Origin of the sequence: uncultured Clostridium sp. (assembly GCF_934754915.1) — a bacterium.
Taxonomy (GTDB): Bacteria; Bacillota; Clostridia; order Clostridiales; family Clostridiaceae; genus Clostridium.
Window position 1 is genome coordinate 1 of record NZ_CAKVKB010000109.1, and the last position, 11,222, is coordinate 11,222.

Below are 11,222 nucleotides of genomic sequence, written 5' to 3' on the forward strand. Positions count from 1 at the left end.
AGCCAGATCGTAATGCAAAACAGCCACTTTTCCATTATTTCGCCACCTTTTCTTCATAAAATCTTAGTATTGTGAACTAATTATTTTGAAGATAATTTATTACACAATCAAAAGATACATTAGCATAGTCCTGCATAAACTGAATCATATACTCTGTTGATCTATCTTCTCTATCGCATATTTCTTGTGCTTCTTTTAATAGTTTTTTAGTTTTTTCCTTCATAGTTATTTCATCCTTTCTACATATCACGCATTAATATCTAACTAATTCAAATCTATATTTCTGACCACTAGGATTTTCTTTTCCTTCGGGCACTTCCTCTAAAAACATGTCAAGTGGTCTTGCATAAGCTTTATGTCCATCATAAAGAGATTTATATAAAACAAGGATTTCACCTTTCTCTATACTTGTAGAATAAAAACATCCATCTTTTTCAAATACTGTTATATATCTACCCCTTAAAGGTTTAGAACTTCTTTCTGTATGTTGCGCAGAAAACTTTTTAAGGTAAACATAAGGCTTTTTGAAATAGTCTACATAATCATCAGGATTTATATACTTAATTAATCCCATTACTGCATACATATAATTATTTAATGGTCCATCTTCTTCATGTTTAAAGTGCCTGTAAATAGCTGGATAAACCAACTTTCTTTTCTCTTTCTCCTTATCTAAATAATATTCTAACGCTTCTTTGCAGTTAGTCATTTTACTTTGCCTCCATTTCGTTTTATCTGCAATTTACCTTTGTGGTGGGAATATCCCATCAATTACTTTTTGTTCTGATTTACTTATATAAGACTGGTCATATATCTCCGGTTCAACTATTGCATCTAAATGTAGATTTCTGAATTTATCTGGATTGTACTCATCAAATCTTACTGACTGTCCTTCAATTTTAAATACTTTTCCAGATTGTTTTAATAGATATCCTGCCTTTGTTGCCTGCTTTTTAAAATCTCTAAGTTTTAATGGAACTACTTCTGCTGAGCCTATTCTGTTGCAAAAATCATGAATTTCATTAATCATTTCAGATGTCCTTATAAACAATCCTTCGCCAGTACTTTTTACTACATTTTTAGAATTAAATGCTCTTCCATCTTCAATTATGTTGTTATATAAAATAAGCATGTTTTCAACTACTGATCTCGTATCTTCTTCATTCTCTAAAATTTCTTCTTTAATATTTTTGTAAATGTATTCTTCATAATTTTCAATTCTTTTAAGATTAAATTTTTCTAATAATATGTTAAGTATTTCAATTCCTGTTGCAACACTAAGGGCAGTATCAAGAGCTCTTTCTTTTAAATTTTTAAAAAACTCTCTTTTACTATTTCTTATATTCCTATATTCTTCAGGTTTTAAATTAAGAATTACATCAACAATACTTCTCCCAAATTTATTAAGAATTACTTGATTATCAGTACGTTCATTTCGTGATAAATAAACTATGCAGCTTCTAGTTATAAGCGCTGTTTCTGAATTTGGATAACTTTCTTCTCCCGCCATTATAAGTGGTCTAGTTAATTGAAATGACTTTACATTTAAAGACTTATCGCCTTTATTTATTACTTGCCTATCATATAAATCTCTAAGTAATCCACTTAATTTTTGCATCTTATATTTATCCATCATACTAGGTTTAAACTCATCATAAAGACTTGGATAATTTCCTGTAGATAAATCTCTTTGCATGGCCCAATTACTGCTATTTCCTATAGATTTCTTATTTTCTACATGATAATTAAGTATTTGTGCTATGACTTTTTCCAATATAGTTGTTTTTCCTGATTGTGATTCTCCTACAATAAGTAGATGTGGAAGTTTTTCTCCTATTTCTTGATTTTGATAAATAGCAAGATCATTAATTACTGTTCCAATAATTGAAATTGCTTTGCTTGTCTCAGTGAATTTAAAGATATGATTTTTAAGTTGCTTCATTTCTTCTCTTGAAATGCTTTCAATGTCTAAAATATTTATGTCATTGTTGTTCGATATTAATGAATGATTTTTTCCTATACCATTTATTGCTCCTTGGCCTGTTACTAATGTTAATAAACCATCTTTCATAATGAATTTATCTCCAGTATATATTTCCTCATTTTCTAAGGCCCAGTATTTATTAATCCAACTCTTTAGATCTGTAACATCATCCGGCTTACCCTTAAATGCTAAATCTAATGTTCCTAAAAAATTCTTAAATGCTTTAACATCGTCAAATTTTGAACTTGGACCAATCCTTTCGATAAAATCACCTGTGTTACTCTTAAGTAAAAGCCTTACTCCTTCTCTATCTTCTTCAATAAATCTAAGTCTTTTTGCTTCTACTACTTGAAAATCCGTTAAGTATTGTTTTTTATATTCATCAGGATTATTCTTATTAGGCAATGATTTATAAATTCCATGTGAATCCTGTTGTAACTCATAAGTATCTTTTAAATCTAAACTTCTGCTAAAGGCTTTAAATAAATCATATTTATTATGTCCAAGTTCTTCTAACCAGTCAGTAACATCTTTATTGTCTCCCAGGCGTTTAATTCCTGGGAGATTGATTATTCTAAATTCAGATGCAATTCCAAAAAACTCTTTTTTGATATTTTCTATATATTTTTTACCTGCTTCTCCAGTATCGCCAATAACATATATTCTCATATCTTTTTGTTTTATAGATGTATAATCTTTTACTCCCTTTATAGACGTTGCCACATACTCTGTATTTTTTAAGATATTATTTATCATATTGGCATCTTTCTCGCCCTCTACGAAGACTATAACCTTATTATTTTCAATTCCATTAAGTAAATTAAACAAATTATATGGAACTTCATCAGCACCTCGTTTATTTGATACTTTTCCCTCTTCATCAAAACAATAATAAGGAGTTTCTTTTTTGTTATCAGGTTTACGAAATTTAGCTTTGTAATAGATTGGATTATTATCTTCATCTACAAAAGTGAATAATCCTAAAAATTCATAACCTTGTTTATTATGTTTAAGCTGCCAGTCTATATAACTTTTAACTTTATCTTCTGCAAGTTCTACCTCATTCTTTTTAATTTCAAGATTTAAATATTCTCTTGCTGCATTATAATCAAGATTTTTATAATTAGATATAAAATCTATTGCATCGCCAGTAGCTCCACATCCGAAACATTTATATTTTTGCTTATTTCTATCTGGGAAAAACTTAACTTTCATAGAAGGCGTTTTTTCTGAATGGAAGGGACATTTTATATACCCTTCTCTGTTAAATTTCTCCCCAGTTTCATTTTCAATTAGTGCTTTTAAATCAATATCGTGTAGTTCTTTCAAGCCTTGTCCCTCCTTATAGGCTAATTAATTATTTATGTTTTTTTGATTTTGTCTTTTTATTATCATATTCAATTTTTCTATTAAACTCATTTCCAACAGATCTTTTCTTGTGTATTGTTTCCTTCATTTTTTCAATATTTTTAAGTTCATCCTCAGTATATTCTGCAAGTTCACATGCATATGGGCATGTAGGACTCTCTTTTACATAAGGAATACTTATATCATCCAGCATCTTATATATTGGACACTTTTCATAATTAGCAGTACATCCTACACATCTAACTGCTGCAATGTCTTGTAAAATCGGTTCAAATTTTTCTCTTTCAATTACTGCATATTTTATGTTATTTCCAATATCTCTAAGTAATTTTTGAACTGTATAATCATCAACTAATTTATAATCAAATTTATTAAGCTGCTTATTAAGTCTTTCAATCTCAGTCTTGCTTAAATTTTCTTCAAGCTCATAACAGAATTTTTTTAAATATGTGTAAGTCATCTTTATATTTTTCTGCATTGAACTTGTTAACATTCCACGTTCTTTCCAATCTTCCCACACAGGATTGTTAGTATGAACATCTAACCCTCTAAGTCCATCACAATACTGGATATAAGCCTTACTAATCATATAGAAATTTTTCTCTTCACTTGTTAAATAAGCCCTCTTTAAATCTCCCATACTTATTACAACCTACCTTTTATTACTGGAATTCTTCCAGTATTATTTTTCTTCTTTTCCTCGATTTTTCTGAGCATTATCAATTCAACATCATCAAGAATCATCTTAGCTTTATCTGTTGAATAACCGTTCTTCTTAAAAGCTTCCAATAAACAATCAGTCCACAATTCTTGATAAAATTTAATTTGCTTATTTACTTCACCATTAACATATTCTTGATTTACTTCACTTTGAAAAACCTTGAATTGTTCTTCTGTCATTTTGCTTTTAATGTGCTTCTTCATTTTTCTGTTTTCTGCTCTGCCCATCCCAAACAACTCCTTCAAGTCTTTTTAATTTATTCTGCTTAATCTCATCTACTTTCGTACTGTCATATATAATTCTTAGTTGCTTGCACATTATCTCAACATCCGCGATTTCTTCTTCAACATTATGAGTTTTACATCTTATTGATTTTGAAATAGCTTGTATTAATTCACTACATTCTTCCATAGCAATTACCTGTTGAATTGCTGCTCCAAAAGTATCTATTGCTCTTTTACAAATCACTGTCTCTTGGTCTTTGGTTATCTTCTCCAATAATCTCTCCCCCTTCATATATTTGCCCTTCTTTCAAGAAATTTCTTATTCCATAATATAAATGTCTTGCTATGTGATAAGCACTTTCTGTATTGCTGCAGAATGTAGCTCCCTTAGTATAATTAGTCATTAATGAAGTAAACTTCCCCATAAAGGCTTTTGGTTTATATTGACTCCTATAATTTCCAGTTTGAATATTTTTCAATCCTATAGGATCTTCAATTACAAAATAAATATCAATTCCTTTTGCTTTTGCTCTTATAAGTTCTCTTTCAAGTCTTATATCATCTCTAGTATCACACTTTTCTGATAGATTACCTGCAAGTTCATCAACTGAATTCTTACGTTCAACCCCTATAGGAAAATATAAATCTCTTGGTATTCCCATATCTGGTCTAGCTGTAATTATTCCAGTATAATCACCTTCATCAATCTTTTGTTTTTTATATTTAAATTTCAAATCATCGAATCCACACAACACATGTTCATTAACCTGCTCTCTAGTGTCATATAAAATCATGAAGTTTTCTTTCATTAGTTTTTTAATCTCAGTATCTGAGAATCTATATTTAATACCTGTCACTTTATCACCTCATGTTTATTAAGTTTTCAGCATATCTGAACTGCTGTTTAATATATTGATCTGTTTCTTTTCCTCCACTTGATAACCAATCTGATATCCTTGTACCTATGTCTTTTAATGCCACTGTTGGAATCATATCTGATTTATTAACTAAGTCCTGAATACTTTTTATTTCAATCATTGTTTACCTCTCAATTGAATTTCATGTAAGAATAAGAGAATATAACAACTATGTTAATATCTCTTATTCTCATGTTTTAAATTACTGTTTTATAGAAATCTCTATACTGATCTATATAATCCCATAAATCACCTCGGTTCTAAAATGGCATTTCATCCGAATCCACCAGAGTCATATCTTCTGAATAATCATAATTACCAGTTCCATCGCTTCCAGAACCTTGATTATTGTTATATCCTTGGCTGCTATTTTGATTATCTGATTTATTATCTAAAAATTCTATGCCTCCAAAGTTATCAGCAACTATCTCAGTTGCATATCTCTTAGTACCATCTTGAGCATCCCATGTTCTTGTAGTAAGTTTGCCCATTACTGCTACTTTTGAACCTTTATGTGTGTAATTAGCAACTGCTTCTGCACTTTTCCCAAATACTACAACATTAAAGAAGTAAGTTTTTTTGTTATCTCCAAAACCATCATCTACTGCAATACTGAAGCTTGTAACTGCGGTTCCACTCCCTGGCAAATATCTTAGTTCTGGATCTTTAGTCATACGACCTATTTCTAAAACTTTATTCATTTAAATTCAGCCCCCCTATAAGTTCATTTTTTGCTGACCTATTTTTTCATAATCAATCTTCATTTCTAATAAATTACTAGCTTCTAAGTCAGCCGTATGCAGACACGCTCCGCTTTTATATTTGTTCCATGCAGCACTTATATATTTATAATTGCTATCATTTTCATATCCACCCATATGCCATCTAATGCCTAACATTTCTTCTCCAGTAAGCTTTATAAATGCTTGAATAAGTATTACTGATTTTTCTCCATGACCTGCTGGTAATTGATCATCTACGTCATACCACGGAACTTGAACCCATTTTCCATCAATTTTTTTATTTCTAGTTGTTGGTTTATAAAAGTTAGCTTTGCACAAATCATGAAGTAGTGCCATAATTCTCACTGAATCTTCACTTAAACCTAAGCCATATCTCTCATTTTTCTCTTTAAATAAGTTGTACACATTTAAGCTATGTTGCACCAATGCACCTTCATAATTTCCATGAAAGATTGTTGATGCTGGAGCTATGAAGAAATCTGTTTTTTCTAAATATGCTATTAATTTATCCATGCCATCTCTGTTAACACCTTTAAGAAGTTGTAAAAATTGTTCCTTATTTGATTGAATTTTATTATTATCCATGATGTTAACTCCTTCTAAAATGGATCCGAATCATCTTCAGATTCTTGTGTGTTTTCTTCATTAACAACCTCTGCATTATCAATAGAATTTTCTTCATTTTCTACAGGTTGAATATTCTCTTCTGGGACTTCTTGTACTGGTGCATATTCCATCAACAGCTTAATTAATTGCTGTGCCTGGTCCTCTGTCATACCTCTTAAACTTATTCCATGTTCATTAGCAAATTTTTCTAATGCTTCAACATTAGCTTCTTTTCCTGTTCCTAACATCAATTCTTTTTCAGCAGCTAACTGCATTACTTGCGCTTTAGTACCTTTTGTTGCTACTTGTGGTGGAGCATCAACGTGTGACGCTTGTCTGTGCTCTTCCTGAACATTAATTTCATTCTTTGGTAATTCAGTTTCATCGAGTTGAACTTCTTCTGCTACATACATTTGAGATAATGTATTTGGAAATGCATCTCTTAACGCTTGTACTAATGCAACTTTTCTTATCATTGTTGCTGGTTTATTTGCCCACATACTTTGAATTGAACCATCTTTTTTTCTTCCAATATATTCGTCAAGACTTACTGTATTAAATACATCGTCCTTGCCATCTTTAAATGATACTCTGGCCCAGCCACCAACTAATTCTTCTCTTCCTTTAAGATAAAATGTACCTTCTCTATTCTCAATTTGTTTGTTAAGATTAACTACAATTACACCTGATTTAACGCCTTTATAATTAGGACTAGCTTCTGCTCTTCTAGTAAATGCATCTTTCCCTACAACAATACTTGCAGCTTGATTTCCATACTTAACCAAATATGCTTCTCTAGTAAATGGGTTGAGTTTTTGACCTTGACATAATTTCATAAACATCATTACTTCTTGATTGTTTACATTTCCTCCACCACTTACCAAGAACTGTTTTACTGTTGATATTGATAATTCAACATTTTGGCCATTAGCTTCATATTTTACAATGCTGTTATTTTCCATTATTTACACTCCTCATTTAACATATTTTTAATTCTGTTAACATCTCCATTAAGGAGTTCATCAAGTTCTTTTTCTGCTTTTTCTATTCTTGCATGCTCTGTTAAAATCATTAATTGTATTAGCTCTCCATCTGCATTAATATTTATATCTTGATTAAACCCCTTAAGTGATACTAAAAAATCCCTGTTTTTCTCAAACATTTCTTTTCTTGCTTGAATACATTTTATATTTTTAGAATGTAGTTTTATATCTTCAGCTAATTCATTAGCTTTTTCTGCTTTTTCTATGTTAGTCATTTCAACATTTTCCTCCTCAAAATCTTCTAAATAGTTTTCATAAGCCTTTTTACACCCACTACCTTCACACCCTAATGTAAGAGGTCCTGTTGGATATCTTGATTCCATATCTTCACCAAATTCAGTCCATTCACAATGTTTGCAAAGTTCACCATCAATATCCCTTATTTCATCAAAACTTAAAGGCTTATCCATTATTCTGCCTCCTTAGCTGCTTTAATACTTATTGAATGAACATTAATTTCCTTATACAGGTCAGACATATCAATATAATCAATTTCCTTGTCATTAACCTTCTTAACAGTAGACTCAACCTTTTCTTTTTCAAGGCCTTCTCTTACAGAGTCTGCAATTTTGACAGTTCCAGCTTTACATTTCCATTCAGTTAAATCATTTTGAATCATAAATTGTTCCAATTCTTCTTTAGCACCTTGAATATATGCTTTATTTTCTTTCTGTTCATCTCTTTTATTTAAAATTTCTTTTACAAGAGCTTCTGCTCTTTCTTTGCTAATCATATGTTTTTCTGACATTATTTTTCCTCCATCATCTTTAAGATTTTTCTTCTTGTATTTTTCAAATTTTTAAATGATATTTCTTCACATACTGCTATTGGAATTTGCTCTTCATCTTTCTTGCTATAAGCAAATACTGAATATCTCTCACAAGTTCCTGCATAATCATAATTTATTGAATACTTACTCACGGTTGTAGCTTTAATACATAAATCAAAAAGTTTAAGTAACATTTTTCTACCTGATTTACTCATCAAAATCCTCCTTTGTATATATGGGCTCATAGCCATAATATTCTTCCATTCCTTCTATATCATTAAAATAATTAGTTTCCATTATTTAATCACCTCAACTTTTATTGAAGAATCTGTTGTTACTCTTGCCTGTATTATTTGTGTATCAAGTTCTGGAACATCATTAATTGATTCAGCATTATCTACAAATATAGGAAAGTGTAAATTTTGAAGATTGATAAGCAAATTTGCAATTTCAAGCCCTGCTTTAATCTTTTCTGCATTACTTAACTTATTAAATTCCTTACCTTCATAGTTAATCTTAAAGTCATCTTTAAGTTCTCCATCTTTAGTAAGTTTTTCAAAAGTTATGTCAACCTTATCCAAATACTGATTTATCTGTGCAGACTGTTTCTTAAGCTTAATTGAGTTATATTGCTTTGCTGCATCCAATGCTAACTTAAGCTGCTCTATCTTATTTTTACTGTTTTGGATTTTCTCCTGATTAAGTTTCTGTTCTTCAACTAAATTTTCATTGTGTTTAATTGCTACATCTATTCCTGCATTAAAATCAAGTACTTTCTGTCTTTCAGCTTCAAGTTCAGATATTTGAGAAGAAATTAATCTGATCTTTTCCTGTCTTTCTGATTCCTGCTCCTTACTACCATTAATGATAGCCTGTCTTTTTTCTTCATAAACCTTTTGAGATTCTTCAGCATCTGTTAAGTATGACTGTCTCTTAATATTTATCTTCGCAAGCTTATTATTTATTTCATTTTCCTTTGCCGTTTTGATTTTATTGTTGTTTTCAGATATTTCTGCGTTCTTAGCTTCAATTTCTTTTATCTCAGTTTTAAGTTTTGTTCCTTGTGAACATATTTCCTTAATATCAGCTTTAAGCACTTCTCTAGCTTCTTTTGTAAGATCTATCTTATTTCCGCACTTATCACATTCAATAAACTTACTTTCCATATTTTCAAGTTTTGCTTTTTTATTACGATATTGCTTTAATAAGTCATCTTTATGCTCTTTCTTGGTCTCTACAGGCAATAATTCTTGCAATGATAAATTGTTTATTGCAGCTTTTAATGTCGCTTCCTGCACTCTTAATTCGCTTAATTCAGCTGCATAATCTTTAGGCTTCTCAAGTTTTGATAATTGAACCTCAACAGTATCAACTTTCTTTAAAGTATCTAATTCACTTTGAAGTTTCTTAAGTTCAGCATCATCAAATATTTTCTTATCTTCTACCATCATAGGCTTTAATCCGTCTTGAACACCTTCCATGTATATAACATTTTCTTCATGATCCTTAATATCCGCTCTCGTATCAGCCATAAATGTCTCTGGCATCCTAAATCCATTATCATTAAGAATTTTCACTAGATAATCTCCAAGCTCTGAGAATATTTCATCTCTTCCTATAGGCTTAAGAACATCTGAAAGTAATTGTTTTGCATCTTTAGGTGCAAGTTCTGGGAAGAAGTATGGATTTACTATACTTAAGAAAATATTCTTATTTTTGAAAATATCTCTTGAAATATCATTAGTGCTGCTTTTCTTTTCATTCCAGTAAACATCATTAGCTGAACCTTTCTTTCTTCTTATAATTGTTTGTGGCTCTTCATCTAATAAAAAATCTAATACAACCTCTGTTACTTTAGGTTTCTTATTATTAACCAATCTTGTAGCTGCTTTTTCATTTCCGTAAACATCACATCCAGTTAATGCCCATACTATAGCTTCTCCTACAGTACTCTTTCCTAACGCATTATTCCCTGTAATAATTGTTCTATAACCCAAGTCATATTCTACTTTATCCTTATATCCTTTAAAGCCTGTAATTGCTATATGAGTTAATTCTAATTTCATTACTTACACTCCTCACATTCAAAATAAATCTCATTATCTTCATCCAAATAAAATTGTGTTATTCTAAAATCTGGATTTTCTGCATCCAACAAATTAATTCCAGTAGCTGCTGCTTGAGTCAGTATAGTGTTTAATTTATCCATTAATTCATTCTTATCCATTTACAAATCGCTCCTAAACTTTTATAATTAACTTGATTTCTTATTTATGCTATCTTGGATTACTTGGCGGTGTCCTTGATAGCTTTTTTCTTTGAAATTCTAACAAACTTATCTCTTAATGCCTGGCCAGAACATTTATATCCTATTTCCTTAGGAATATCTTTCCATGGAACCTTCTTATCTCTGAGCTTTTTAATTTTATTGAAATTGCATTCATTAATTTCAATAGGATTTTTATGATGTTCTCTCTTTGCCCCAACTCTTATTAATGCTGTTTTAACGCCAATTTTTTTAGGGGATAATATAGCCACTGCTAATGCAAGCCAATTGTCACTCATTATTTATCACCCTCTTTTTCGTTTTGTCCCTCATTGTAATAATCTAGTATGCTCTCCAATTCTTCTATTATGGCGATTTCGTAATTGACTTCACATATCAGGTCATTTCTCAATCTCCCTAATCTTCTATAATGCATATCTATTAATGCCCTAATGTACCCTTCCATTTTTATTGCTCCTTTCTTTTACAATTTTTATAGCTTCATTTACACTATATCCATCGTTTTGAACTAACCTCACAATTTCATCTAGCTGTTCTGCATAATCTAATAATTTCCCCAT

The 11,222-nt window shown here is 30.4% G+C and carries 18 protein-coding genes; all 18 read right to left on the minus strand.

What is annotated here, in order from left to right; genetic code table 11:
• Positions 1 to 76: 76 nt before the first annotated feature.
• Positions 77 to 223 (minus strand): hypothetical protein, encoded by a 147-nt coding sequence (locus tag Q0F58_RS14005; protein WP_294377719.1) that lies wholly within the window; start codon positions 221 to 223, stop codon positions 77 to 79.
• A 30-nt stretch (positions 224 to 253) separates the two neighbouring features.
• Positions 254 to 709 (minus strand): DUF1653 domain-containing protein, encoded by a 456-nt coding sequence (locus Q0F58_RS14010; protein ID WP_294377722.1) that lies wholly within the window; start codon positions 707 to 709, stop codon positions 254 to 256.
• A gap of 33 nt (positions 710 to 742) precedes the next feature.
• Positions 743 to 3,313 carry a CHC2 zinc finger domain-containing protein gene (locus Q0F58_RS14015; RefSeq protein ID WP_294377725.1) on the minus strand — a complete coding sequence of 857 codons (2,571 nt, stop codon included), beginning with the start codon at positions 3,311 to 3,313 and terminating at the stop codon, positions 743 to 745.
• A gap of 28 nt (positions 3,314 to 3,341) precedes the next feature.
• On the minus strand, positions 3,342 to 3,992 hold the full coding sequence (locus tag Q0F58_RS14020) for a DUF5651 domain-containing protein (protein WP_294377729.1): 651 nt from the start codon (positions 3,990 to 3,992) through the stop codon (positions 3,342 to 3,344).
• A 5-nt stretch (positions 3,993 to 3,997) separates the two neighbouring features.
• Entirely contained in the window at positions 3,998 to 4,300 is a 303-nt protein-coding gene (locus Q0F58_RS14025) for a hypothetical protein (RefSeq protein ID WP_294377732.1), read from the minus strand.
• Positions 4,260 to 4,571, minus strand: coding sequence for a hypothetical protein (locus Q0F58_RS14030; RefSeq protein WP_294377734.1), 312 nt, complete (start codon positions 4,569 to 4,571; stop codon positions 4,260 to 4,262). Before Q0F58_RS14030 ends, Q0F58_RS14025 begins: the two co-directional genes overlap by 41 nt.
• The gene (locus Q0F58_RS14035; protein WP_294377777.1) at positions 4,531 to 5,145 is read right to left on the minus strand and encodes an ERCC4 domain-containing protein; all 615 of its coding nucleotides are present in this window, start codon (positions 5,143 to 5,145) and stop codon (positions 4,531 to 4,533) included. The genes Q0F58_RS14030 and Q0F58_RS14035 overlap by 41 nt, the downstream gene beginning before the upstream one ends.
• Before the next feature lie 13 nt (positions 5,146 to 5,158).
• Positions 5,159 to 5,335: a DUF6877 family protein gene (locus Q0F58_RS14040; protein WP_294377737.1), complete on the minus strand. Its 177-nt coding sequence runs from the start codon at positions 5,333 to 5,335 to the stop codon at positions 5,159 to 5,161.
• Between the two features lie 139 nt (positions 5,336 to 5,474).
• On the minus strand, positions 5,475 to 5,915 hold the full coding sequence (locus tag Q0F58_RS14045; protein ID WP_294377746.1) for a single-stranded DNA-binding protein: 441 nt from the start codon (positions 5,913 to 5,915) through the stop codon (positions 5,475 to 5,477).
• Positions 5,916 to 5,930: 15 nt separating this feature from the next.
• Complete coding sequence (locus Q0F58_RS14050; protein WP_294377750.1) at positions 5,931 to 6,542, minus strand: HD domain-containing protein; 612 nt, start codon at positions 6,540 to 6,542, stop codon at positions 5,931 to 5,933.
• A 14-nt stretch (positions 6,543 to 6,556) separates the two neighbouring features.
• Positions 6,557 to 7,525, minus strand: a complete 969-nt coding sequence (gene bet / locus Q0F58_RS14055; protein WP_294377752.1) for a phage recombination protein Bet — start codon at positions 7,523 to 7,525, stop codon at positions 6,557 to 6,559.
• Positions 7,525 to 8,016, minus strand: a complete 492-nt coding sequence (locus tag Q0F58_RS14060) for a hypothetical protein (RefSeq protein WP_294377755.1) — start codon at positions 8,014 to 8,016, stop codon at positions 7,525 to 7,527. The genes bet and Q0F58_RS14060 overlap by 1 nt, the downstream gene beginning before the upstream one ends.
• Positions 8,016 to 8,354 carry a hypothetical protein gene (locus Q0F58_RS14065; protein ID WP_294377758.1) on the minus strand — a complete coding sequence of 113 codons (339 nt, stop codon included), beginning with the start codon at positions 8,352 to 8,354 and terminating at the stop codon, positions 8,016 to 8,018. Before Q0F58_RS14065 ends, Q0F58_RS14060 begins: the two co-directional genes overlap by 1 nt.
• On the minus strand, positions 8,354 to 8,590 hold the full coding sequence (locus Q0F58_RS14070) for a hypothetical protein (protein WP_294377762.1): 237 nt from the start codon (positions 8,588 to 8,590) through the stop codon (positions 8,354 to 8,356). Before Q0F58_RS14070 ends, Q0F58_RS14065 begins: the two co-directional genes overlap by 1 nt.
• Positions 8,591 to 8,671: 81 nt before the next feature.
• Positions 8,672 to 10,441: a DNA repair protein gene (locus Q0F58_RS14075; protein WP_294377765.1), complete on the minus strand. Its 1,770-nt coding sequence runs from the start codon at positions 10,439 to 10,441 to the stop codon at positions 8,672 to 8,674.
• Positions 10,441 to 10,602 (minus strand): hypothetical protein, encoded by a 162-nt coding sequence (locus Q0F58_RS14080; protein WP_294377767.1) that lies wholly within the window; start codon positions 10,600 to 10,602, stop codon positions 10,441 to 10,443. Before Q0F58_RS14080 ends, Q0F58_RS14075 begins: the two co-directional genes overlap by 1 nt.
• Before the next feature lie 59 nt (positions 10,603 to 10,661).
• Complete coding sequence (locus Q0F58_RS14085) at positions 10,662 to 10,940, minus strand: hypothetical protein (RefSeq protein ID WP_294377770.1); 279 nt, start codon at positions 10,938 to 10,940, stop codon at positions 10,662 to 10,664.
• A complete protein-coding gene (locus tag Q0F58_RS14090) occupies positions 10,940 to 11,107 on the minus strand; it encodes a hypothetical protein (RefSeq protein WP_294377774.1) in 168 nt (55 codons plus the stop codon). Before Q0F58_RS14090 ends, Q0F58_RS14085 begins: the two co-directional genes overlap by 1 nt.
• Positions 11,108 to 11,222: the final 115 nt, after the last annotated feature.